Genomic DNA, 24,342 nt, shown 5'->3' on the forward strand with positions numbered 1-24,342 from the left:
CAACAGTGAGTTATATACGTGACAACCAGCGGATTCACGGCATCCGCCGGCCGGAAAGCGCAGAGCGTCGGCTCGCGCGAAATCGGCTGAAATCAGATCGCGGGCGCGTGATCGCCGGCGGCGGACTCGATACCTGCTTCTTCGCCGGCAGGCACGTATCGCAGCGCAGCGTCGCGGTTCAGCACGCGATGGGCGCGGCTCCGGTCGATATCGTTTTCCCACACCGCGACCACCACCGTCGCGACGCAGTTGCCGATCAGGTTAGTGAGCGCGCGGGCGATGCCGACGAACCAGTCGACCGGCAGGATCAGCACGAGACCGAGCACGGGAATCGCCGGAATCGCGGACAGCGTCGCGGCCAGAATCACGATCGCCGAGCCGGGAATGCCGTGTGCGCCCTTCGACGTCACCAGCGACACCAGCACCACCACGATCAGATCGTGCATCGACAACGGCGTATTGGTGGCCTGCGCGATGAAGATCACCGCGAGCGTCAGATAGATCGAGAAGCCGTCGAGATTGAAGGAATAGCCGGTCGGAATCACCAGCCCGACGGTCGAATCCTTGACGCCCATCCATTCGAGCTTGCGCATGATCTGCGGCAGCACCGCGTCGGACGAAGCCGTGCCGAGCACGATCGACAGTTCTTCGCGCAGGTATCGAATCAGTTTGAAGATGCTGAAGCCGGCCAGCCGCATCACGACGCCGAGCACAACCACTACGAACACGATGCAGCTCGCGTAGAACACCAGCACCAGCATGCCGAGTTGCTTGAGCGATTCCACGCCGTAGGTGCCGGTGGTGAAAGCGATCGCGCCGAGCACGCCGAGCGGCGCGAGTTTGATGATGAAACTCATCACGCGGAAGAACACCTGTGCCAACTCGTCGATCAGGCTGCTGACACGCTGCGCCTTATTGCCGAGCAACGACAGCGCCGAGCCGAACAGCACCGAAAACACAAGGATTTGCAGGATGTCGCCGGTCGCGAACGCGTTGATCGCCGTCTCGGGAATGATCTTCAGCAGAAAGCCGGCCGTATCCTTCAGGCTCTTCGCGTGCTCGGTGTACGTGGACAGCGAAGCGGGGTCGAGCGAATGCAGGTCGATATTCATGCCGACGCCGGGCCGCGTCGCATAGGCCAGCACCGCGCCGATCACGAGCGCAATCGTGGTCATGATTTCGAAGTAGACCACGGCCTTCAAGCCGACACGCCCTACTTTGCGCAGATCGCCGGCATGCGCCATGCCGCTCACGACCACGCAAAAGACGATCGGGCCGATCACCATCTTGATCAGCTTGAGAAAGCCGTCGCCGAGCGGGCGCAGCGATTGGGCGAAATGCGGGAACACGGCGCCGATCACGATGCCCGCCACCAGCGCTATGACGACCCGGCCAAACAGTGAATTGAAAAACTTCAACACGGCTTTCTCCTAGGTTACGATTCGCATCTGTTCAGACTGGTCCGACCAGTTCTGTTATCTCGAATAGTAGGAAGCCGATATACTGGCGTCAAGGATTCAAAACACGGTGTTTACCCGTTCTTTTCTTCGTGTTTCAGGGCCGGGTTCACATATTGACCGGCTTTCCATACGAGTGTTGAGAACGCGTACTACAATGCTGGTCAGACCACGCCACACAAGCGAGCCAGGATGAAAAACGTTCCGCATACCGTTACCGATGCCGCCATCGCGACCATACGCGAACGGATCGAAGCGGGCGCCTATCCGGTGGGCAGTCTGCTGCCAGCGCAGCGCCAGCTTTCCGAAGAACTGGCGATCAGCCGCGCGTCGCTGCGCGAGGCGCTGTCCACCCTCGAAGCGCTCGGTTTGCTGGTGATACGCCCCGGTAAGGGCGTGTATGTGGAAAGTGCACAGGCTACGGCGGCGAAATCGTGGCGCTTCGCTGAACAGTCGTCGCTGCCGGATACGTATCAGATGCGTTTCGCGCTTGAGGGCTTTGCCGCGCGAATGGCGGCGCAGGCTGTCAGCGACGCCGACCTCGTATGGTTCGAAAACAATATCGCGGCGATGCAGGCGGCGCTCACCTGCGAAGAACTCGACGAAGCCGCCCAACTCGACTACGACTTCCACATGCGGATCGTGAGCATTGCCGGCAATGCGGCGATCGAATCGATTTTGAGCAGCAGCGCGGACATCATGAAGGAAAGCCAACGGCTGCCGTTCTACCGGCGCGAGCTGGTGCTGTCCACCTATCACGAGCATCGCGCGATTCTCGACGCGCTCACGGCGCGAGATTCCGCCGCGGCCGGCAAAGCGATCGAAATGCACATCTCCAATGCCGCGCAGCGCGCCGGCGTCTACTTCCCGATCCCGCAGGCGTGAAAAAGCCGCTCACGAAGAGCGGCTTTTTTTCTCTCCGACCAGGCCGGAGGAACCCCGAAGCAGACAGCTTACTTCGCGTTAGCGAGCGCCACAGCCGTGTCCAGCATGCGGTTCGAGAAGCCCCACTCGTTGTCGTACCAGCTCGACACCTTCACCAGACGACCCGATACCTTGGTCAGCGTTGCATCGAACGTCGATGAAGCCGGGTTGTGGTTGAAGTCGATCGAGACCAGCGGCGCGTCGTTGTAGCCGAGGATGCCCTTCAGCGCGCCTTCCGATGCTTCCTTCATGATCGCGTTCACTTCTTCGACCGTCGTGTCGCGCGCGGCGATGAACGACAGGTCGACGACCGACACGTTGATCGTCGGGACGCGAATCGCGTAGCCGTCCAGCTTGCCGTTCAGTTCCGGCAGCACCAGGCCGACTGCCGATGCAGCACCCGTCTTGGTCGGGATCTGGCTGTGTGTGGCCGAGCGCGCGCGGCGCAGATCTTCGTGGTACACGTCCGTCAGAACCTGGTCGTTCGTGTACGCGTGAATCGTCGTCATCAGGCCGTTGACCAGACCGATCTTGTCGTTCAGCGGCTTGACGAGCGGCGCCAGGCAGTTGGTCGTGCACGATGCGTTCGAGATCACCGTGTCCGATGCCTTCAGCACGTTGTGGTTCACGCCGTAGACGATCGTTGCGTCGACGTCTTTGCCGCCCGGCGCCGAGATGATCACCTTCTTCGCGCCGCCCTTGATGTGCGCGCTGGCCTTTTCCTTGGTCGTGAAAAAGCCCGTGCATTCCATCACGACGTCGACGTTCAGCTCGCCCCACGGCAGTTCTGCCGGGTTGCGGTTAGCCAGCACGCGGATCTTGTCGCCGTTGACGACGAGGTAGTCGCCGTCCACCGACACTTCGCCCGGGAACTTGCCGTGCGCGGTGTCGTATTGCGTCAGGTGAGCGTTGGTCCTGGCATCGCCAAGATCGTTGATGGCGACGATTTCGATATCGTGCTTCTTGCCGTTTTCATAGAAGGCGCGCAGCGTGTTGCGGCCGATCCGGCCGTAGCCGTTGATTGCGACGCGAATCGTCATGGTCTATCTCCTGATGGCTGAAAAAATACGTCCGTGTTCGTCTGACCGGCAACGCTGCCGCGCGTTCGCACGCATGCGGCAACGCCTGCCGAAGATCAGCCGAGCGCGGCTTTAGCCGTCTCTACGACGTGCTCGACGGTGAAGCCGAAATGCTTGAACAGCACGCCAGCCGGGGCCGATTCGCCGAACGTGTCGATCCCGACCACGCCGCCTTCCAGACCCACATACTTGCGCCAGAAATCCGTGACGCCCGCCTCGATCGCGACGCGGCGCACACCGTGCGGCAACACGCGTTCGCGGTACGCGGCGTCCTGCTTGTCGAACACGGTGGTCGACGGCATCGACACGACACGCGCTGCAATGCCTTCGCGCGCCAACGGTTCGACCGCCTTCAACGCCAGTTCGATTTCCGAACCGGTAGCGATCAGGATGATTTTGCGCGCAACGATCTCGTCGTTCCAGTCGCGCAGCACGTAACCGCCCTTCTCGATGTTGGCGATCTGCGCGTCGGTGCGCTCCGAGAACGGCAGATTCTGACGGCTGAAGATCAGGCACGACGGGCCGTGATGCTCGACCGCATGGGTCCAGGCCACCGCCGTTTCGACCGTATCGGCCGGGCGCCACACTTGCAGATTCGGGATCAGACGCAGGCTCGCGACGTGTTCGATCGACTGGTGAGTCGGACCGTCTTCGCCGAGGCCGATCGAGTCGTGCGTGAACACGAAGATCGACGGCGCTTTCATCAGCGCGGCCACGCGCAGCGCGTTGCGGCTGTAGTCGGAGAACGTCAGGAACGTGCCGCCGAACGCCTTGAAGCCGCCGTGCAGCGCGACGCCGTTGATCGCGGCGCTCATGCCGAACTCGCGCACGCCGTAATTCACGTAGTTACCGGCTGCTTTGCCTTCCGCGTTCACGCGCACTGGCTTGGCGGCCTTCCAGTTGGTCAGGTTCGAACCGGTCAGGTCAGCGGAGCCGCCGAGCAGTTCCGGCAGCACGGCCGACAAACCTTCGATCGCCTGCTGCGATGCCTTACGCGTAGCGACGGTTTCCGCGCGTTCGTTCGCGCCGGCGATGATCGCCTGCGCCTTTTCCTTCCAGTCGGCGGGCAGTTGCTTGGCATTGCGGCGCGTGAATTCAGCCGCTTCCTGCGGGTATTTCGCCGCGTATTGCGCGAATGCCTTGTCCCAGTCGGACTCGAGGCGCGCGCCGCCTTCCTTCGCGTCCCACGCTGCGTAGACTTCCTGCGGAATCACGAACGGTTCCCACTTCCAGCCGATGGCCGCGCGGGTCGCCGCGATTTCCTTGTCGCCGAGCGGCGAGCCGTGCGAATCGTGGCTGCCGGCCTTGGTCGGCGCGCCTTCACCGATCACCGTCTTGCAGCAGATCAGCGTCGGCTTGTCCGATTGCTTTGCTTGCCTGATCGCCGCGTCCACCGCGTCGACGTCATGGCCGACCACGTTCGGAATCACGTTCCAGCCGTACGCTTCGAAGCGCTTCGGCGTGTCGTCGTGGAACCAGTGGACCACTTCGCCGTCGATCGAGATGCCGTTGTCGTCGTAGAACGCGATCAGCTTGTTCAGCTTCAGCACGCCGGCGAGCGAGCAGGCCTCGTGCGAGATGCCTTCCATCAGGCAGCCGTCGCCGACGAACACATACGTGTGGTGGTCGACGATCTTCGCTTCGGGCTTGTTGAATTCGGTGGCGAGGAGCGACTCGGCGAGCGCCATGCCGACTGCATTGGCCAGACCCTGGCCGAGCGGGCCCGTGGTGGTTTCGACACCCGGCGTGATGTCGTATTCCGGGTGACCCGGCGTTTTGGAATGCATCTGGCGGAAGTTCTTCAGCTCTTCCATCGGCAGATCGTAGCCGGTCAGGTGCAGCAGCGAATACAGCAGCATCGAGCCGTGGCCGTTCGACAGGACGAAACGGTCGCGATCGGCCCAGTGCGGGTTCTTCGGGTTGTGACGCAGATGGCGCGACCACAAAGCCACGCCGATTTCGGCCATGCCCATCGGCATGCCGGGGTGACCGGAATTCGCTTGTTGAACGGCATCCATGGACAACGCACGGATTGCGTTGGCCATCAGGGAGGTGGTTGCGGGAGACGAGGTCGTCATGTCGAGTCCGGAGACAGAGTCCAAAAAGCGGTGCGCGCTTGAGGCCCGGAAGCTCGGCGGCCAGTCCACTTCGGCGCACGGTGCGGCGCCAGAAGACGCGAGACGGGCAGAGCAAACGGACAAGGCTGAAAGCGTGACATTCTAACAGAACGTTGACCCGCTCCCGCCCGGAAAGCCGCCTGGCTGTCCGGGCGCGCGCGACCTGAAGCCGCGCCGCGGCGGCGCCTTTACAATTGGGCAACCTCAAACCATCGTGTTCCGTACCGAGCCCTGCCATCCGTGAGCGCACCTCTGCTGTTTCGTCCCTGCACCGACGCCGTCTACGGCTTTCCGAACGCGCGCCGGCTCGCGAGCGTCGATTCGCGTTATCAGCGCATCGAGGTATGGGATACCCCGCAGCTCGGGCGCCTGTTCACGCTCGACGGCCGCCCGATGACCTCCACCGGCGACGAGTTCATCTATCACGAGTGCATGGTGCATCCAGCCGCTTTGGCCCATCCGTCGCCTAAAGCTGCGCTGGTGCTGGGCGGCGGCGATGGCGGCGCGGCGCGGCAACTGCTGAGGCATCCGGGCATCGAACGAATCGTAGTGGCGGAGCTCGATGCCGACGTCGTGCGTCTGACGCGCGAGCATTTGCCGGACGTGCACGGCGGCGCCTTCGACGATCCACGCGTCGAACTGGTGATCGGCGATGCCGCACATTACGTCGCTGCGACGGCAGCGGCCGCAGCGACGACAGCGGCGGCGCAGTTCGATCTCGTCGTGTTCGACCTGACGCCACCGGATTCGCCGGCGGCCGGCCTCTACACACCGGCGTTCTACGCGCAGCTCAAGCAGGCGATGAGCCCGGCCTCCGCGGTCTCCCTGCACCTCGGCTCGCCGTATTTTCATGCCAAACGCGTCGCCGGCCTGCTCGACGATCTGCGCCAGGCGTTCGCCGTCGTACGCACGATGAGCACTTTCATCCCGCTATACGGCTCGCTCTGGATGATGGCGACCGCCAGCGACACGCTCGACCCCGCGGCTCTCACCGCCGACGACCTCGCCAGCCGCCTCGCCGCACGCCGAATCGACGCGCTGAAGCATTACGACGCGGCCACGCATGCCGGACTGTTCTCGGCTTCTCAGGCGGTGCGCGATAAACTAAGTCAATTCTTAAAGCCATCACGGTAACGCAGGGGCAACACGTACGGTTCGGTCGGCGCGCGCTATCGGTATATCGATACGTCCGCCACCCGCCCGGCTTCGTCGCATGCGTCCCGCGAAACCCAATAGATCCGGAGAAATCCATGACCGCCCCCCGCCCAGCCGGTGTGCCCTGGTTGACCCCATATCTGACGGTACGCGACGCGCGTGCCACGACCTCGTTTTTCGAAGCGGCATTCGGCTTTGAAGTACGTGACAGTGTCCAGGACGACGGTGTTGTCATGCACGTCGAGATGACCTATCAAGGCCAGTTAATCGTGATGTTCGCGCCGGAAGGCGCGTTCGGCTCAGCTGCGAAGACACCCAAAAGCGCGGACGCGATAGCGCCGCAATCGTTCTATATCTATGTCGACGATGTCGACGCGGTTTACACGCGGGCGCTGGCCGCCGGCGCAAAATCGCTCAGCGAGCCACAGGATCAATTCTGGGGCGACCGGTTTGCCCAGGTCGAAGATCTGGACGGCTATCGCTGGGCGCTCGCCCGCCACCTTTCCTGAACCAATGAGTACTATTCTGATGCCTCGCTTCTTCGTCGGTACGCCTCTCCAGCCCGACGACCTCATGCAGCTTCCCGATGACGTCACGCGCCACATTCTCGTACTGCGATTGCAGCCCGGCGATTCGATCGTGCTTTTCAATGGCGAAGGCGGCGAGTACAGCGCCGAGCTCGTCGAGGTCGAACGCCGCTCGGCCAAGGTCAGGATTCGCGAATTCCGCAATATCGAAGTCGAAGCGCCGTATCACCTGACACTCGCTCAAGGGATTGCGGGCGGCGACAAGATGGACTGGCTGATCGAGAAGGCGGTCGAACTGGGCGCGTCCGGTTTCGTGCCGCTCACCACCACGCGCAGCGTCGTGCGTCTTTCCGGCGACCGCGCGCAACGGCGGCATCTGCACTGGCAAGGCATCGTGCGCGCGTCGTGCGAACAGTGCGGGCGCAACCGCTTGCCGGAAGTCATGCCGGTGTGCGAGATCGCCACCTGGCTCGGCGCGCTGCCGCGCGCGCCTGAAGATGGCGAACTGCGACTCCTGCTGTCGCCGCGCGCCAGCATCAGCTTTTCAGCTTTGCCCGCTAATCCGCCGTACGGCCGCGTGACCGTGCTGGTCGGCCCGGAAGGCGGCTTTTCGACCGCTGAAGAAGCAGTTGCGACCGATCACGGATTTACCGCCGTCGGCCTCGGCCCTCGGGTATTGCGCACGGAAACAGCCGGCATCGCGGTGCTCTCGGCGCTGGCGGCTCGCTGGGGCGGCTGGTAAGCAATGCTGACGCACCGCGCCCGACAGCCGATTTAGCCCGACCGGCCGCCCCCAAAAAGTCAGCGCAAAGAAAACGAGCACCAAAGCAAAGGCCCGCCAATCGGCGGGCCTTTCTCTTTCTTGTGCCGCGACAAGCGGCGTTCAGGCAAACGAATAAAACACCCGGAATGCAACCTTGCGCTCGGCCCAGAATTCGGCCGCTTCGCGGAACACATCCAATAGCGTCTCGCGCCCTTCCTTGTCGAATTTCTGTGCGACCGGCAGTTGCTCGAGCACGATCACGAAGCCTGGCTGTGAGCCCGCTTTCTGAACCAGATCGGTCAGGCAATCGTAGAGTGCATCGTAATTCTTGCCGAAATGTTTCGGAAAAAGGAACGATGTAGCGATAGTCTCGAGCACTTCCTGTTTGCTCTGCGCATTCGCGCAGTACGCATACAGAAAATGCTGCCCGAGCTGATTGGCTTCGTCAGCTAGATCCTGCACGCGAAATGCGCGGATCGACTGTACGATGTTCGGTCGTACGGTCTTGAAAAGACTCATGGGCTCCTCGTTCGATGAAAGCACAGTGCTAGCTTCGATCTGGTTATCCCGGCCTTGACCGCCGGCGCGCATCTTCATGACGCGCTGGAACAAATTGCCGTCGCCGGCCGCGAAAAAATCAGTCGCGACTCCGGAGTCGTGCGCGTAGACGTTGTCGCTCATGCCGTTCATCCCGATGTCATTCAACAATACGATTAAAACTGGTGTAGTGGTCGTCCGAGTAGTAACAGTTATCGGTTCGCTGTAGCGGACCTCCGCAGACGATGCGACGCGCGCCGCGATTATGTGCGCGAGGCGTAGGAACGGTGTATTCGTGGTAATAGCCGCGTCGATGCGGCGGCAGCAACCGTTCGTGATTGCCGAATACGATGCCGTCCTTCTCATACGGGTAAGGCCCGCCTGCGGCAATCAAGTTCAATGTATTGACCGCTTCGCGCGGCAACCGCGCCGCGGCGACGGTGCCTTGCACCTGTGCGCCTGTATCGGCGGGTGCCGTGTAGTCGCGTGCAAACGCGCCAGGCACGGAGCCGAACAATCCGCCGAGCATCAAAGCACCGATCAGCACGCCTTTCATGCGCTGCCACTTGCGTGCCATGAATCAGGGTTCCCCGCTGTTAGATCACGAGTTTGACGACCAGGAAAGTCGTAAGGGTATCGCTAATGCCCCCCGGAATCAACGTTCGTTCGGCAGGCAAAAGGTTCCAATCGCGCGGTAAAGCGCTCCGGAACAGGCTTTGACGACTTTTGACAGAATATTTGGCCTGAACAGGCTAAAATTAGCCCGCTAGTGCAATGAAGGATGCCGCTGGGAACCGGCCTGCTATGGCTCGGCCTTCCTCAATCTCTCTTATCTTTGCGATCTCTGAGAGGCTGAATGGCTTCATTCAGTTTTTTTGGGTGGCTATCCCCTGTTCACCCAGAGGCGTGCCCATTGCGGGCACGCTTTTTTTTCGTCTGAAGGCCGATGCGCTCGAGTCCTCAACTTCAGTCCCGGCTCAACTTCCCGATTAACGGGCAGCGATCACGTCAGCAACCAGCAGCGCCGTCATGTTGACGATGCGGCGAACCGTGGCCGATGCGGTCAGCACATGCACCGGCCTGGCCGCACCCAGCAGCATCGGGCCGATTGCGATGTTGTTGCCCGCAGCGGTCTTCAGGAGGTTGTACGAGATGTTGGCCGCGTCGATATTCGGCAGCACCAGCAGGTTCGCATCGCCCTCCAGCGTCGAGTCGGGCAGCACTTCGCGGCGCAGATTCGCGTCGAGCGCGACGTCGCCATGCATTTCGCCGTCCACTTGCAGGTCCGGGGCGCGCTCGCGCAGGATCTCCAGTGTGTCGCGCATTTTCTGCGCGGTCGGCGCGTTGCTCGAGCCGAAGTTCGAATGCGACACCAGCGCGATCTTCGGTTCGATACCGAAGCGGCGCACTTCTTCGGCTGCCATGATCGTGATCTCGGCGAGCTGTTCCGGCGTCGGATCGACGTTCACGTGCGTATCGACCAGGAAAATCTGCCGGTTCGGCAACACCAGCGCGTTCATTGCCGCGTAGACAGCGCAGCCTTCGCGCTTGCCGATCACCTGATCGATGAAGTGCAGATGACGATGCGTCGTGCTGATCGTGCCGCAGATCATGCCGTCGGCCTCGCCCTTCTTCACCAGCATCGCGCCGATCAGCGTGGTGCGGCGGCGCATTTCGAGCTTCGCCATCTGCGCGGTGATGCCCTTGCGCGACATCATCTTGTGATATTCCTGCCAGAAGTCGCGGTAGCGCTCGTCGTGGTCGGTGTTCACGACCGTGTAGTCCTGACCCGCGACCAGACGCAGGCCGTAGCGCGCGATGCGCTGCTCGATCACCGCCGGACGACCGATCAGGATCGGCTTGGCGAGCTTTTCGTCGACGATGATCTGCATCGCGCGCAGCACGCGCTCTTCTTCGCCTTCCGCAAACACGATGCGCTTCCTCTCCGGCTCGACACTGCGCGCCAGCTGGAAGATCGGTTTCATCGTCGTGCCGCTGTGATAGACGAATTGCTGCAGATGCTGTTCGTACGCGTCCATGTCCTCGATAGGACGGGTCGCGACACCCGAATCCATCGCCGCCTTCGCCACTGCCGGCGCGACCTTGACGATCAGGCGCGGGTCGAACGGCTTCGGAATCAGGTATGCCGGACCAAACGACAGATCCTGGATGCCATAAGCGGCTGCGACGATGTCGCTCTGCTCCTGACGCGCCAGTTCGGCGATTGCATTGACCGCCGCGATTTCCATTTCACGCGTCACCGTCGTTGCGCCCGCATCCAGCGCGCCGCGGAACAGAAACGGGAACACCAGAACGTTGTTCACCTGGTTCGGGTAGTCGGTGCGGCCCGTGCAGAGCACCGCGTCCGGGCGCACTTCGAGCGCCAGCTCCGGCAGGATTTCCGGCGTCGGGTTGGCCAGCGCCAGAATCAGCGGCTTATCGGCCATCTGCTTGACCATGTCCTGCTTGAGCACGCCGCCGGCCGACAGACCCAGGAAAACGTCCGCGCCGCCAATCGCTTCGGCGAGCGTGCGGGCTTCGGTTTCGCGTGCGAAGCGTTCCTTGTCCGGGTCCATCAGTTCGACGCGGCCCTTGTAGACCACGCCGGCCAGGTCGGTGACAGTGATGTTTTCGAGCGGCAAACCGAGGTCGACCAGCAGATCCAGACAGGCCAGCGCCGCCGCGCCCGCGCCGGACGACACCAGCTTGACCTCCTTGATGTCCTTGCCGACCACCTTCAAACCGTTGGTGATCGCCGCCGCGACGACGATGGCCGTGCCGTGCTGGTCGTCGTGGAAGACCGGAATCTTCATGCGCTTGCGGCATTCGCGTTCGACGATGAAGCAATCCGGCGCCTTGATGTCTTCAAGGTTGATGCCGCCGAAGGTCGGCTCCAGCGCCGCGATCACCTCGACCAGCTTGTGCGGATCGGACTCGTTCAGCTCGATATCGAACACGTCGATGCCGGCGAACTTCTTGAACAGGACGGCCTTGCCTTCCATGACCGGCTTCGACGCGAGCGGCCCGATGTTGCCCAGACCCAGCACCGCCGTGCCGTTCGTGACGACGCCGACAAGGTTGCTGCGCGCGGTGAAACGCGCCGCGTTCAGCGGATTTTCGACGATTTCCTCGCACGCGAACGCAACGCCTGGCGAGTACGCCAACGCGAGGTCGCGCTGGTTGATCATCTGCTTGGTCGGGGCGATCGCGATCTTCCCGGGGGTCGGGAACTCGTGATAATCGAGAGCGGCTTCGCGGAGTTTGCTATTGACGGGAGTCGACATAAGGCGGGCTTCGAAGTGCGGATTAGAATAGATGTTCGACGGCATTGTAGCCCCAATCGCCGCCCCAATTCCTTCAATACGGGTACAAGTGCCGCGACTGAAATACAGCGAAAGGTACGCGAGGCGCGCTTCGGGCGGAGCGCGAAGCGGATGCGGGTTGAGTGCGGATCAGGTGTTTACCCGCCTCCTTCTCCATACAATGCGCGCCGTTAGCGGCTTTTCACCGCCCTTACCCGTTCACTCATCGCCACCATGCTCTCCGAGTTTTCACTGATCGATCGTTTCTTCGCGCGCCGCGCCGCCGCTGTGCCGCACAATCGCGTCGACGGCGCGCTCGGCATCGGTGACGACTGCGCGCTGCTCGCGCCGCGCGCCGGCGAGATGCTGGCGATATCGACGGACATGCTGGTCGAAGGCCGCCACTTCCTTGCCGATATCGATCCCGAAGCGCTCGGTCACAAGGCGCTCGCGGTGAATCTGTCGGACCTCGCCGCGATGGGCGCGCAGCCGCAGGCGTTCACGCTGGCGTTCTCCTTGCCGAAAGCAGACGAAGCATGGCTCACCGCATTCAGCGAGGGGCTCTTCGCGATTGCCGGGCGCTACGGCTGCGAGTTGATCGGCGGCGATACGACCGGCGGCCCGCTGAATCTCTGCATCACCGTATTCGGCAGCGTGCCGCCGCGGATGGCGCTGCGCCGCGATGCCGCGCAACCGGGCGACGACATCTGGATCTCCGGCACACTCGGCGACGCACGCGCCGGACTCGGCGTGCAACGCGGCGAGTGGTCGGCGGACCTGGCGGACACCGCGACGTTTCGTCGCGCCCTCGAACGCCCGGAGCCGCGCGTCGCGCTGGGTCTAGCGTTGCGCGGCATTGCGCATGCGGCGCTCGATCTGTCGGACGGGCTTGCCGGCGACCTGCTGCACATCCTCGAACGCTCGAACATGCAGGCGAGCGTCGATGTCGACGCCGTGCCGCGTTCGGCCGCCTTACGCCACTTATCGCCCGAGATCCAGCGACGCTGCACGCTTGCCGGCGGCGACGACTACGAGCTGTGTTTCACCGCGCCGGTCACCGCGCGCGCATCGGTCGAAGCGGTCGGCCGCGAGGTGAATCTGCCGGTCACGCGCATCGGTACAATAAACGCTCTTCAAACGGCGGCCGACCGCCCGGCGATCGACTGGCGCGATGCCGCCGGCGCGCCGCTCACTCTGACGTTGCAAGGCTTCGACCATTTCCATGCAGACTGATCCCTCGCTCGGCCCCGCCGACGATCTCATCGGCAACCCGCCGCCCAAAGCGCCCGACCCGCGCCCACCGCGCCGCGCCACCGCGCGCTTCATGCTGTCGCATCCGCTGCACATCCTGTCGCTGGGATTCGGCAGCGGCTTGTCGCCGGTTGCGCCGGGCACGGTCGGCACGCTGTTCGCGTGGGCGTCGTTCGCGGTATTGAGCCGTTATCTGACGGTGATCGAGTGGGGCCTGCTGATCGCCGTCGGGTTTGTCGGCGGTATCGCGATCTGCGGCTTCACCGCGAAGAAGCTCGGCATCGACGATCCGTCGCCGGTCGTGTGGGATGAAATCATCGCGTTCTGGCTGGTGTTGCTGATGGTCACGCCGGTCACGCTAACCGGGCAATTCGCCGCGTTCATCGTGTTCCGCTTCTTCGACATGGTGAAACCGCCGCCGATTGGCTACTTCGACCGCAGACTGAAAGGTGGCTTTGGCATCATGTTCGATGACCTGGTCGCCGCGTTTTTCACGCTGCTCGTGATTGCGCTCTGGCGCATGTCGGTTTAACCGCCACCGGCGGCCAGCTGGCCGCCTGTTGCCCGCCGCCGGTCGCCCGTTTCCGGATTGACGCCATGCCTACCGATTCCGTGGTTCACCAGCTCGCCATTCGCGTGAGCAACCGCCTGCGCGACGAACGCCTGATGCTCGTGACCGCCGAATCCTGCACGGGCGGCATGGTGGCGACGGCGATCACCGATATTTCCGGCAGTAGCGGCTGGTTCGAACGCGGCTTCGTCACGTATTCGAACCAGGCGAAGTGCGAAATGATCGGCGTGCCGGCCGAACTGATCGACAAGCACGGCGCGGTGAGCGAGCAAGTGGCGCGTGCGATGGCCGAGGGCGCGCTGCGCAACAGCCGCGCGCAGGTGTCGCTGTCGATCACCGGCGTCGCCGGCCCGGGCGGCGGCACTCAGACCAAGCCGGTCGGAACGGTGTCGTTCGGCTGGAGCAACCGGCTGCGTACGTCGGTGGAAACGAAGGTGTTCAAGGGCGATCGCGAGCAGATCCGCGTGCAGGCCGCCGCCCATGCATTGCGCGGCATGCTGGCGTTGCTCGACGAGCGCGAACACTAACTTCCGGTTGAATGCCCACGATGCCCGAATCGCACGCAGCCAAAGACGAGTTGATCCAGCGCTTCGATCTGAAGCCGCATCCGGAAGGTGGTTTTTTTAGCGAGACGTACCGGTCGGCCGGGCGGGTGAGCCGCGACGACGGTTCAACCGAAACACGCTCGGCGTCCACCGCGATCTATTACCTGCTCTGCGATGGCGCGCATTCGGCATGGCATCGGATCAAGTCCGACGAGGTCTGGCATTTTTATGCAGGCGAGCCGTTGAATGTGCACGTGCTCGACGAAGCGGGCCATCTGGTCACGCACCGGTTGGGCAATGCGCTGATGCATTCCGATGCCGTGTTTCAGGCGGTTGTGCCCGCGGGGCTGTGGTTCGCCGCCGAATGCGCCGACCCGGCCACATTCGCGCTGGTGGGTTGCACGGTGGCGCCGGGGTTCGAATTCAGCGAATTCGAGCTCGCGGATGTCGACGCGTTGAAGGCGAAGCATCCGCAGCATGCGGCGTTTATCGAGCGGCTGGGGCCGGCTGCTTAACCAGGCACCGACGCAGCCCCAACGCCGCCCAACGCAGCCTGTTCAGAAGCGAATTACGAGGCTGTCCTTTCAAACGACAGCCGTCCATCACCGAAACGCATTAATCCGATCGCGTGTTTCAATCGCGGCCTTGGCGGCGGCGCCGGCGAAATCGTCCCCCTTACCCGCGTAGATAATCGCGCGCGACGAGTTGATCAGCATCCCCGTGCCCTTCGCCGTACGGCCGGCATTCACCGTCGCTTGAACATCGCCGCCTTGCGCGCCGATGCCCGGAATCAGCAACGGCATGTCGCCGACAATCCCGCGCACCACTTCGATTTCCTTCGGGAAGGTCGCGCCGACCACCAGCCCCAGCTGTCCACTCGCGTTCCACTTGTCGGCCGCCAGTTGCGCGACCACCTGATACAGCGGACGCCCACCCGTCTCCAGAAACTGCAGATCAGAGCCGCCGGGATTCGAAGTCCGGCACAACACGATCACGCCCTTGCCTTCGTGCTCCAGATACGGCTCGATCGAATCGAAACCCATATACGGATTCACCGTCACCGCGTCCGCCCGATAGCGCTCGAAAGCCTCGCGCGCGTACTGTTCGGCGGTGCTGCCGATGTCGCCGCGCTTGGCGTCCAGAATCACCGGCAGGCCCGGGTGGTGCGCATGAATGTGCGCGATCAGCTGCTCGAGCTGGTCTTCCGCGCGATGAGCGGCGAAGTACGCGATCTGCGGCTTGAACGACGAGGCATACGGCGCCGTCGCGTCGACGATCGCGCGGCAGAAATCGAAAATCGCTTCGGGACGGCCGGCGAGCGCGCCCGGGAATTTGCTGGGCTCGGGATCGAGGCCGACGCACAGCAGCGAGTTCGTGCGCTGCCAGGCGTCGTTGAGTGTCTGGATGAAATTGGACATGGTGAGTCTCGCGGCGAGCCGATAACGGAAGAGGCGCGTATTTTACCCGTCCCGCGCGGCGGGCCACGCGCGCGTCATTGCGCGTCGTGCAGTGCCGCCCCGCGCGCCTACTGCCGCCGCCGCGAACCGCGCGCCCCGGGCATCGAACGCAAACCGGTACGTTCGACGGTAAAGCGGAACGAGCGCGTCAGCCGCTCGCCGCGTCCCAACATCGTCATGCCGTTCTCGCACGCGCCGCCCGCCAGATTCATCGCATTGATCGGATGATCGACCGGCTCGAAGCAGAAGAAGTCCTCGCCGGGCGGCGTGTACAGCACGTAGTAGTCGGTATCGGCGGCGATCGTCAGCGACAGGCGGCGCTTCGGCCACACCACCGCCGCCTGCCCGCTCCAGCCGGTGAAAGCATGATTGACGATGGCCTCGGGCAACGGATACGCCACGCCGAATTGCCACGCGGGTGGCGTCGGCACGTGGCGCACCGGCAGCCAGTCGTCGCCGGCAAGCCACAGGCCGCCGGCCGCCGCCGAGAGTTCGGTATCCGCGTCGCGGACGAAAAACGGATGGACGCCCAGCCCGAAAGGCAGCGCCTCACGGCCGGCGTTCTCGATCTCCAGCGTGACGACGAGCGTGGGCCCATCCAGCGTGTAGGTTTGGGTGGCGCGAAACGCGTACGGTTTGCCCTCGCGGCGATCGAGCGTCAGACGCACGTTTTCGCGATCCGCATCGGCGACCTGCCACGCCGACTGCCAGCCGTCGCCGTGAATCGGCAACGGCTCTTCAGCGCGGTTGCGCGGCACGTCGACACGCCGTCCCGCGACATTGAAATGGCCGCCGCCGATCCGGTTCGAATACGGCAGCAACGGATAGCAGGCAAGCTGGTTCGGCTGGGTATCGGCGCCGACGTGGCGGCAGCGGCGAAAGATCGGCGTGAGCGCGCCGTCGTTGCGCCAGTCGAAACGGGTGACGCCGCCGCCGAGCGTCGGCGCGACGTCGAGCCGCAGATGCGCGTTGGCGAGCGTGATGCAGGCGAGTTCCCCGCCGCTCGTTTCGCCAACCGCGACCGCGGAGGTACTGGGACCCGGAAGCACCGGATTGGCCGCTGCGGCGAGTCGCGCGCGTCGGCTTTGAGCAGGTGTGGAAACAAGATTCGCAACAGTCATATCTGGCTCCATCGAGAGGCGTGGGACGTTGCCGTCATCGCTGACGGATGCTGTTGGGCGATTTTTTGAACCGGTCGCCTCTGGGTCCGAACTGCATGCTGCCGATTTACTGCCACCGAGTTTGCGACATCAACGCTTGATTCACCGTCGAATTCATTGCTATCTGCGATACACCGCTACCTCATCGAACGAGGCAGCGTCATTCTGCGCTATGCGGGCGCGCCTTGGAACACCGGTTCGGGCAAACCCCGCCGCCCAGGTGTTGCGATAAACACACCACCCGCACGTGAGTCGCCGGCGAGTGCAGTGGCATCGAGGTCGATGCGCGCGCTCGTGATATACAGCGTGCCCAACTGCGCGCGCCCCGGAGGAAGTCCCCTTGGGGGGCGCCCCGAAGGAAGTCCCCTTGAGGGACCGCCGAATGCGACGCAGCTCGGCTGCACCGTCGGCACGTCGACGCGTTCCGTTTCGACGCCGTCGGGGCCATAACGCACGACCCGGTTTCCGCCCCATTGCGCGTTCCATAACCCGCCGTCGCGATCGACCGTCGAGCCATCGGGCTCGCCGGTGGCGTCCGTCAGCGTGGTGAAGACGCGGTCGTTGGCGACGCTGCCGTCCACGCGATAGTCGCAGGCACGGATTTCGCGGGCCGGCGAATCGCAGTAGTACATCGTCGCGCCATCCGGACTGAACGCGATGCTGTTCGAGATGGCCGGCGCGGGCAGCGGCAAGCGCTCCAGCGACAAATCGCGATTCAGGCGGTAAAACCCGCCGACCGGTTTCAGCGGCGAGCCTTCGTCTTTCGTACCGAACACAAAACGTCCCTGACGATCGCAGCGGCCATCGTTCACGCGCGTGTTCAGACCTGGCTCGACATCGGCGATACGCCGCGTCTGGCCGGTCGCGAGATCGAAAAACGCCAGGTGCGTGGCCAAACCGAGCAACAGGTAATGCGGATCGGCGCACAGCGCGAAGGTCGCGAGGCGCTCGGGCATCCGCCAGAACGTGCTGCGACCGTCGCTCGGGTCATAGCGCCACAGCCGCGCGCCCTCGATATCGGTCCAGTAGAAGCGGCCGGTTTTTGCGCACCACGTCGCGCCTTCGCCGAGCGTGCATTTCGCATCGATCAGCAACGCCGCGCGATGCGAGCGCAACGTCGTGCTCACGCCCAGCCTCCGTCCACGACGATGTCCTGCGCAGTGATCATCCTGCTGTCGTCGGCGGCGAGAAACAGCGCCATGCGCGCAAGGTCGGCGGGCTGCAATTCGGCATCGATGCACTGGCCTTCCTTGATCGAGCGCCGGCCGGCGTCGTCGAGCCATAGCCGCTTCTGCTTCTCCGTCATCACCCAGCCCGGCACCAGCGTATTGACACGGATGTTGAACGGACCGAGGTCGCGCGCCAAACCGCGCGTCAAACCCTGCACCGCCGATTTCGACATCACGTACACCGGATAACCGCCGTTCTTCAGCATCCAGCTGATCGAACCGAGGTTGATGATCGACCCCGCATTGACCGCTTTCATGTCCTCCATCACCGCTTGCGCCGCGAAAAACTGATGGCGGATATTCACTGCGATACCCGCATCGAAAAACTCGGGCGTCACTTCGCCGATCGAATGACGGCGATCGTTTGCCGCGTTATTCACCAGCACCTGGATCGGGCCGATTGCGGCTTTCACATCGGCGACCGCTTTGCGCAGCGCGTCGATATCGGTCAGATCGCACGGTAAGAACAGTGGCTTGTGTTTCGAATCGCCGAGTTCATCGGCGAGCGCTTCGCCCGCGGTCGCATCGATATCGAAGAACGCGACGCGCGCGCCTTGCGCTGCGAAATGCTCGACGAACGATGCACCGATACCGGTCGCGCCGCCCGTGATCAACACCGTGCGGTCGACGAGACTCGGATAGCGCGCGAACGCGTTATCCGCGAGGCGGGCGTTTGCATTGGCCGGAGACGACATTGTTCGATTCCTCTTAAAGCAAAGTTTTGGTCGCCAATCGATCGCAGTTTTGCGCCCGGGTTTAGTCCCGCGATCCGCGGTTCTTCAACTGATCGAGCAGCACGGCCGCAAGCAGGATCGCGCCACGCACGAGGTACTGATAGAACGCGTCGATGTTCATCAGGTTCATCACGTTCTCGACCGTGCCCATGATCAGCACGCCGATCACCACACCCGAGATCGTCGCGCGGCCGCCGAGCAGCGACACGCCGCCCAACACACACGCCGAAATCACGTTCAATTCGAAGCCTTCGGCAGCGTTCGGCTGACCCGACGTAATCCGCGACGCAAGAATCACACCGGCGAGCGCGGTGACCGCGCCTTGAATCAGGAAGATATAAACACGTGTGCGCTCGACGTTGATACCGGCCAGACGCGACGCCTCCGGATTACCGCCGATCGCCAGCGTATTGCGGCCGTACACCGTCTGATTGAGCATCACGCCGAACACGATGAAGCACAGCAGCGTGACCCAGATCGGCAGCGACACGCCGAAGAAGCTCAGGCCGCCCAACGCGATAAACGTATCCGACGACACGCCGACGGCCTGTCCGTGCGAGACGATAAAGCCGAGACCGCGGACGATTTCCATCGTCGCCAGCGTCGTAATCAGCGCGTTGATGCGCAGATACGCAATCACCGCGCCGTTGACGAAACCGATCACCGCGCCCGCGAACACCGCAGCGACGATGGCGATGAACGTATTGCCGGTCGCGTTCAGCACCATCGCGCACAGCACGCCGGCGAACGCGACCGTCGAACCCACCGACAAGTCGAAATCGCGCGACGCCAGACAGAACATCATCGTGCACGCGACCATGCCGATCTGCGAGATCGACAGCGCGAGGCCGAGCATGTTCTCGATCGAGAAGAAGTGATCGACGGTCAGCGACATCGTGATGAACATCAGCACGAAGATCACGATCAGACTGTATTCGGTGATCTGCTGCCACCATTTCGCCTTGTCGTTACTTTGCGGAATCAGCGCTTCGGCGGCGCTTTTGGCGGCCTGTTGCGCGAGGTTTTCTCTGGCTTGCATGTTGAAGACTCCTCCCGTTCCCCACGGGTTGCGGACTTTCGTCCAGATAATGTTCAGGCCGCTTGCTGGGTCGCGGGCAGCGCGGTGGAGCTTTGCGGCAATGCGAGGCTCAGCACCGTTTGTTCAGTGGCTTGCTTGCGCGACAATTCGCCGGAAATCCGGCCCTGGCGCATCACGACGATCCGGTCGGACACGCCGAGCACTTCCGGCAATTCCGACGAAATCATCACGATCGCGCAGCCGCGTTCGGCAAGCTGATAGATCACGTTATAGATCTCATGCTTCGCACCGACATCGATACCGCGCGTCGGCTCGTCGAGAATCACCACTTTCAGATCCGGCTCGGCCAGCCAGCGCGACAGAATCGCCTTCTGCTGGTTGCCGCCCGACAGAAAACGAATCTTCTGGCGGCGGCTCGGCGTCTTGATCTTCAGCAGCTTGATGAAACGGTCCGCGGTTTCCGCCTCTTTCTTGCGGTCGAGGAACATCCCGGCGCGCAGATAGTGACGGCGGCAACTGATATTGATGTTCTCCGACACGCTCGCCATCGCGACGATGCCTTCTTCCTTGCGATCTTCCGGACACAACACGATGCCGTGTTTAATGGCTTCGCCCGCGCTGCGCACCTTGATCGGCTTGCCGTCGAGCAGCAATTCGCCGCCCTTCCTGTGATCCGCGCCGTACACCAGGTGCATCAGCTCGCTGCGTCCCGCGCCCACCAATCCGAAAAAGCCGACGATCTCGCCGCGCCGCACTTCGAAGCTGGCCGGCTGCGCGAGCGCATGCCCTTCGATCGCCTTCGCGGCGAAACGCACTTCGCCGAGCGGCCGTGCCGAATAGCTGTAGATGTCGGCGATTTCACGCCCGACCATTTCACTGACGATCGTCTCGCGCTTCACGCCTTCGAGCGTCGGATGCGAGGCGATCTTGCGGCCGTCGCGGAAGATCGTGCACGCGTCGCACAGCTCGTAAATCTCGTCCATCCGGTGCGAGATGTAGATCATCGCGCGGTTGTCCGCACGCAGATCGCGCACCAGCTTGAACAGCACTTCGGTCTCGCGATGCGACAGCGAGCTAGTCGGTTCGTCCAGTGCAATCACGCGCGCGTTGCGCAGCAGCGCCTTGCAGATTTCAACCATCTGCCGTTGCGCGATCGACAGCTTCCTCAGCTTCGCATTCGGATCGAGCGCCACGCCCATCGCTTCGAGGCGTTCGCGCACGAAGCGTTTTGCCTCGCGCTTGTTGACCCAGCCGAGCGAATTCGGCAGCTGGCCAAGCAGCAGATTTTCCGCGACCGTCAGATCGGGCACGTATTGCAGTTCCTGGTGAATCACCGCGATCCCCGCCGCGATCGACGAAGCTGCGCTCGTGAAGCGCACCTCGTTGCCGTCGATCATCACGCGACCCGAGTCCGGCTGGTATTCACCGCCGAGAATCTTCAGCAGGGTCGATTTCCCTGCGCCGTTTTCGCCCATCAGGCCGTGCACCTGGCCGACGTTGACGTCGAAGGACACACCGTCGAGCGCGCGCACGCCTGGAAAGACTTTGCCGATATTGTCAAAACGTAGCGTCGCTGACACTTCGCCTCCTGTGTCGACGGGAGTTAGCGCTTTAGCGCTTACTCCCGTCCCATACAAAGTTGTCGACCGGAGTTAGCGCTTTAGCGCTTACTCCGGTCCCATAGTGCGTTACTCTGGTCCCATGCAAAGCGCTTACTCCGGTCCCATGCAAGTTAGTTGCTGCTTCATGTGAACCGTGCCCGGTGTGCCTCATAGACCTTGCGGGCACAAGTACGGTCTGTCTCAACAGCTTCTTCTGTTGCTGCTGCCGGTGCGCGCCTTCTTTGGTGAAGAAAACACCCGCACCGGCAGTTCATCTCACGGCAAAACTACTTACTTCGACGCGAGGCCCATCTTCTCGCGCACTTCGCCGACGTTCTCACGCGTGGCCAGCATGCCGCTGGTCAGCGTCAGAGCCGGCGGTTCCTTGCCTTGCGTGATCCAGTCGTACATCAGCGTCGAGGTTTCTTCGCCGTGACGCTTCGGGCTGATGATCACGGTGCCGAAAAAGCCCGTGGGCGACGGCTTCTTGAACTCGTTGAGCGCCGACTCCGAACCACCGATGCCGATACCGATCATGTTGTCCGCCTTGAAGCCGCGGCCTTCCGCTGCGCGCACCGCGCCGAGCACGCCTTCGTCGTTCAGCGCGTAAGCGATCCAGTGCTTGAACTGCGGGTTTTTGGTCAGTGCGATGTTGGCGGCGTTGAAAGCGTTTTCCGTATCGGTCTTCGCTTGCGGCGCGGCGATGATGTTGGCCTTCGGGAAGCCGGCGGCGACCAGTGCGTCGGTGGCGCCCGTGGTGCGGTCATGCGCGGTCGGCAGTTGCTCGTAGGTCACGTCGATCGCGCCCACATCCTTCATGTCCCAGCCGCGCTTCTTGATTTCCGCGGCCAGACCGTCGCCGACCTGCTTGCCGATGTTGTACGCCGAGATGCCCATGTGCGGCACGGAGGCGATCGGCTTGCCCGCGCCGTCCACCAGACGGTCGTCGACCGTCATCATCTTCAGGCCGTCGGCCTTCGCCTTCGCGACGATGCCCGGTCCGAGCTTGACGTCGGGCGTGCAGATCACGAAGCCTTGCGCTTTCTGAGCAGAGAGGTTGTCGATAGCGCTCATCACCTTCTCGCCCGACGGCGCGCCGATCTTCACGAGCGTGAAGCCCTTCTCCTTGGCGGCGATTTCGGCAAACTTCCACTCGTCCTGGAACCACGGTTCTTCCGGCTGCTTCACGAGGAAGCCGATCTTCACCGGATCGGCGGCTTGCGCGACCGGTGCGTTGAAGAGCACACCCGCCGCTGCGGCTGCCAGCGTAAGGAAAATTCTTCGTTTCATGATGCGTGTCTCCTGACTAATTGATAACGAGAAGGTATTGGCCGCGTTTTCTTGTACCGGTTGTGACACACGCGGCCAGCGCGTCGCCCGGCGAACTCACTCTTTTTATTGCGTACTGCTTTGCTACGGTCAGTCGTGATACAGCGCCGAGCGGCCGCCATCCACGGTGATGCAGGCGGCGTTGATAAACGGCGCTTCGTCCGAGGCGAGGAACACCGCCGTCATCGCCACTTCTTCAGGGCGGCCGATGCGCTTCATCGGCTGCAAGTCGAGCGTCGCTTGCCGGGCCGCCGCCGGATCGGCTTGTTCGTTCCACCAGTCATGCGTCAACTGCGTTTCGATGTAACCGGGTGCGATCGCGTTGACCCGCACGTTGCGCGGCGCGTATTCGATGCCGAGCGCGCGCGTGAGGCCAATGACGCCGTGCTTCGCGACCGGGTACGGAAAGCAGCCCGGAATGATCTTGAACGCATGCGTCGACGCGATATTCACGATGCTGCCCGCGCCGCGTTTCACCATCCCCGGCAACACCGCGCGGCAACCGTTCCAGACGCCATCCAGATCGACTGCGAAACAGCGGCGCCAGTCGTCGTCGGTCATCGTCAGCGGATCGCAGAACACGTTGATGCCGGCATTGTTCACCAGCACGTCGAGTGCGCCGAACGCAGCTTCGGCCTCGCTCACCGCATGCTGAACCGACGCCGCTTGCGTGACGTCGGTGTGCACCGCCAACACGCGCGCGCCGGTTTGCGCCTCGATCTGCTCCGCCGTTTGCCGCGCGGTTTCGATATCCAGTTCAGCCAGCACGACCGTCGCGCCTTCGCGCGCAAACGCGAGCGCAATCGCCGCGCCGATGCCGCGCCCGGCGCCCGTGATCAACGCGACCTTGTCGGCGAGCCGTTTCATTTCTTCGCGCCAGACTTGGCGATACGCAAACCGTTGATGAACGCCTTCGCGTGCGAGGCCGTCACCGCCGCGCTCTGACCCGGCTTGTACAGCGCCGAGCCGAGACCGAAACCGTTTGCGCCGGCGCTCAGAAACGGCCCCATGTTGTCCGGCGTGATCCCTCCGACCGGCACCAGCGGCACTTGCGCCGCGATCACCGCGCGCCATGCCTTCACGACCTGGCAGCCGAGTTGTTCCGCGGGGAACATCTTCAGCACGTCGGCGCCGTTTTTCAGCGCGATGAATGCTTCATTCGGCGTCGCGACGCCCGGCGCGCACGCCAGACCTTGTGCCTTCGCGGCGCTCACCACGTCCGGATCGCTATGCGGCATCACGATCAATTCGCCGCCTGCCGACTTCACATCGGTGACGAAACTCGGATGCAGCACCGTGCCTGCGCCGACGATCGCATCGGCCGGCAACGCCTTGCGGATCGCCGCGATGCTGTCGAACGGCTGGGGCGAATTCAAGGGCACTTCGACGATCCGAAAACCCGCTTCGTACAGCGCCTGGCCGTGATCGGCCGCATCGGCTGGCGTGACGCCGCGCATGATCGCGATCAGCGGACACACCTCGAACGCCGCGATCAGGCCCGCGTGCGGCATGTACGGAGCGGGCAGATTGATGTGAGGTTGCATGTCGTTTCCTTGTTCCATGTG

Annotated in this window: 23 protein-coding genes; 8 read left to right on the plus strand and 15 right to left on the minus strand. The window is 63.0% G+C overall.

Features of this window, described 5'->3' with window-relative positions; genetic code table 11:
* Positions 1-92: 92 nt before the first annotated feature.
* Entirely contained in the window at positions 93-1,421 is a 1,329-nt protein-coding gene (locus SB772_RS16130; RefSeq protein WP_410834231.1) for a C4-dicarboxylate transporter DctA, read from the minus strand.
* Between the two features lie 228 nt (positions 1,422-1,649).
* Here SB772_RS16130 and SB772_RS16135 point away from each other — a divergent pair, with 228 nt between their 5' ends.
* Positions 1,650-2,342 carry a FadR/GntR family transcriptional regulator gene (locus SB772_RS16135; RefSeq protein ID WP_410834232.1) on the plus strand — a complete coding sequence of 231 codons (693 nt, stop codon included), beginning with the start codon at positions 1,650-1,652 and terminating at the stop codon, positions 2,340-2,342.
* A 68-nt stretch (positions 2,343-2,410) separates the two neighbouring features.
* Here the strand turns inward: SB772_RS16135 and gap are convergent, their stop codons facing one another.
* Both gap and tkt read right to left on the minus strand, forming a co-directional pair.
* A complete protein-coding gene (gene gap, locus SB772_RS16140; RefSeq protein ID WP_341314287.1) occupies positions 2,411-3,421 on the minus strand; it encodes a type I glyceraldehyde-3-phosphate dehydrogenase in 1,011 nt (336 codons plus the stop codon).
* 95 nt (positions 3,422-3,516) lie between these two features.
* Positions 3,517-5,538, minus strand: coding sequence for a transketolase (tkt, locus tag SB772_RS16145; RefSeq protein WP_410834233.1), 2,022 nt, complete (start codon positions 5,536-5,538; stop codon positions 3,517-3,519).
* A gap of 279 nt (positions 5,539-5,817) precedes the next feature.
* Here tkt and speE point away from each other — a divergent pair, with 279 nt between their 5' ends.
* From speE to SB772_RS16160, 3 genes are all read left to right on the plus strand, one after another.
* Entirely contained in the window at positions 5,818-6,711 is an 894-nt protein-coding gene (gene speE, locus SB772_RS16150; protein WP_410834234.1) for a polyamine aminopropyltransferase, read from the plus strand.
* A gap of 116 nt (positions 6,712-6,827) precedes the next feature.
* The gene (locus tag SB772_RS16155; protein ID WP_410834235.1) at positions 6,828-7,241 is read left to right on the plus strand and encodes a VOC family protein; all 414 of its coding nucleotides are present in this window, start codon (positions 6,828-6,830) and stop codon (positions 7,239-7,241) included.
* Positions 7,242-7,260: 19 nt separating this feature from the next.
* A complete protein-coding gene (locus SB772_RS16160) occupies positions 7,261-8,001 on the plus strand; it encodes a 16S rRNA (uracil(1498)-N(3))-methyltransferase (RefSeq protein WP_410834324.1) in 741 nt (246 codons plus the stop codon).
* A gap of 141 nt (positions 8,002-8,142) precedes the next feature.
* On the opposite strand, the gene SB772_RS16165 is transcribed toward SB772_RS16160, so the two are convergent.
* The 3 genes from SB772_RS16165 to SB772_RS16175 all read right to left on the minus strand — a co-directional run bounded on the left by SB772_RS16165 (position 8,143) and on the right by SB772_RS16175 (position 11,888).
* Positions 8,143-8,703, minus strand: a complete 561-nt coding sequence (locus SB772_RS16165) for a barstar family protein (RefSeq protein WP_410834236.1) — start codon at positions 8,701-8,703, stop codon at positions 8,143-8,145.
* 16 nt (positions 8,704-8,719) lie between these two features.
* The gene (locus SB772_RS16170; RefSeq protein WP_410834237.1) at positions 8,720-9,136 is read right to left on the minus strand and encodes a ribonuclease; all 417 of its coding nucleotides are present in this window, start codon (positions 9,134-9,136) and stop codon (positions 8,720-8,722) included.
* A gap of 412 nt (positions 9,137-9,548) precedes the next feature.
* On the minus strand, positions 9,549-11,888 hold the full coding sequence (locus SB772_RS16175) for an NADP-dependent malic enzyme (RefSeq protein ID WP_410834238.1): 2,340 nt from the start codon (positions 11,886-11,888) through the stop codon (positions 9,549-9,551).
* Between the two features lie 207 nt (positions 11,889-12,095).
* On the opposite strand from SB772_RS16175, the gene thiL reads away from it, so the two are divergent.
* The 4 genes from thiL (at position 12,096) to SB772_RS16195 (ending at position 14,743) form a co-directional block, all read left to right on the plus strand.
* A complete protein-coding gene (thiL, locus tag SB772_RS16180) occupies positions 12,096-13,094 on the plus strand; it encodes a thiamine-phosphate kinase (protein ID WP_410834239.1) in 999 nt (332 codons plus the stop codon).
* Complete coding sequence (locus SB772_RS16185) at positions 13,084-13,644, plus strand: phosphatidylglycerophosphatase A (RefSeq protein WP_410834240.1); 561 nt, start codon at positions 13,084-13,086, stop codon at positions 13,642-13,644. Before thiL ends, SB772_RS16185 begins: the two co-directional genes overlap by 11 nt.
* A 65-nt stretch (positions 13,645-13,709) precedes the next feature.
* Positions 13,710-14,210, plus strand: a complete 501-nt coding sequence (locus tag SB772_RS16190; protein ID WP_410834241.1) for a CinA family protein — start codon at positions 13,710-13,712, stop codon at positions 14,208-14,210.
* Positions 14,211-14,230: 20 nt separating this feature from the next.
* Positions 14,231-14,743, plus strand: a complete 513-nt coding sequence (locus tag SB772_RS16195) for a cupin domain-containing protein (protein WP_410834242.1) — start codon at positions 14,231-14,233, stop codon at positions 14,741-14,743.
* 87 nt (positions 14,744-14,830) lie between these two features.
* On the opposite strand, the gene pyrF is transcribed toward SB772_RS16195, so the two are convergent.
* The 9 genes from pyrF to SB772_RS16240 form a co-directional block, all read right to left on the minus strand.
* Entirely contained in the window at positions 14,831-15,646 is an 816-nt protein-coding gene (gene pyrF, locus SB772_RS16200; protein WP_410834243.1) for an orotidine-5'-phosphate decarboxylase, read from the minus strand.
* Positions 15,647-15,753: 107 nt separating this feature from the next.
* Positions 15,754-16,806, minus strand: coding sequence for an aldose 1-epimerase (locus tag SB772_RS16205; RefSeq protein ID WP_410834244.1), 1,053 nt, complete (start codon positions 16,804-16,806; stop codon positions 15,754-15,756).
* Between the two features lie 209 nt (positions 16,807-17,015).
* Positions 17,016-17,972, minus strand: a complete 957-nt coding sequence (locus SB772_RS16210; RefSeq protein WP_410834245.1) for an SMP-30/gluconolactonase/LRE family protein — start codon at positions 17,970-17,972, stop codon at positions 17,016-17,018.
* Positions 17,969-18,769, minus strand: coding sequence for an SDR family NAD(P)-dependent oxidoreductase (locus SB772_RS16215; RefSeq protein WP_410834246.1), 801 nt, complete (start codon positions 18,767-18,769; stop codon positions 17,969-17,971). Before SB772_RS16215 ends, SB772_RS16210 begins: the two co-directional genes overlap by 4 nt.
* Before the next feature lie 61 nt (positions 18,770-18,830).
* Positions 18,831-19,847 carry an L-arabinose ABC transporter permease AraH gene (gene araH / locus SB772_RS16220; RefSeq protein ID WP_410834247.1) on the minus strand — a complete coding sequence of 339 codons (1,017 nt, stop codon included), beginning with the start codon at positions 19,845-19,847 and terminating at the stop codon, positions 18,831-18,833.
* A 53-nt stretch (positions 19,848-19,900) separates the two neighbouring features.
* The gene (gene araG / locus SB772_RS16225; protein WP_410834248.1) at positions 19,901-21,427 is read right to left on the minus strand and encodes an L-arabinose ABC transporter ATP-binding protein AraG; all 1,527 of its coding nucleotides are present in this window, start codon (positions 21,425-21,427) and stop codon (positions 19,901-19,903) included.
* A 312-nt stretch (positions 21,428-21,739) separates the two neighbouring features.
* Positions 21,740-22,738: an arabinose ABC transporter substrate-binding protein gene (locus SB772_RS16230; RefSeq protein ID WP_410834249.1), complete on the minus strand. Its 999-nt coding sequence runs from the start codon at positions 22,736-22,738 to the stop codon at positions 21,740-21,742.
* Between the two features lie 129 nt (positions 22,739-22,867).
* Positions 22,868-23,644, minus strand: coding sequence for an SDR family oxidoreductase (locus tag SB772_RS16235; RefSeq protein ID WP_410834250.1), 777 nt, complete (start codon positions 23,642-23,644; stop codon positions 22,868-22,870).
* Positions 23,641-24,321, minus strand: coding sequence for a 2-dehydro-3-deoxy-6-phosphogalactonate aldolase (locus SB772_RS16240; protein ID WP_410834251.1), 681 nt, complete (start codon positions 24,319-24,321; stop codon positions 23,641-23,643). Before SB772_RS16240 ends, SB772_RS16235 begins: the two co-directional genes overlap by 4 nt.
* Positions 24,322-24,342: the final 21 nt, after the last annotated feature.

It is taken from the genome of Paraburkholderia sp. SIMBA_030 (assembly GCF_046535245.1).
Classification (GTDB): Bacteria; Pseudomonadota; Gammaproteobacteria; order Burkholderiales; family Burkholderiaceae; genus Paraburkholderia.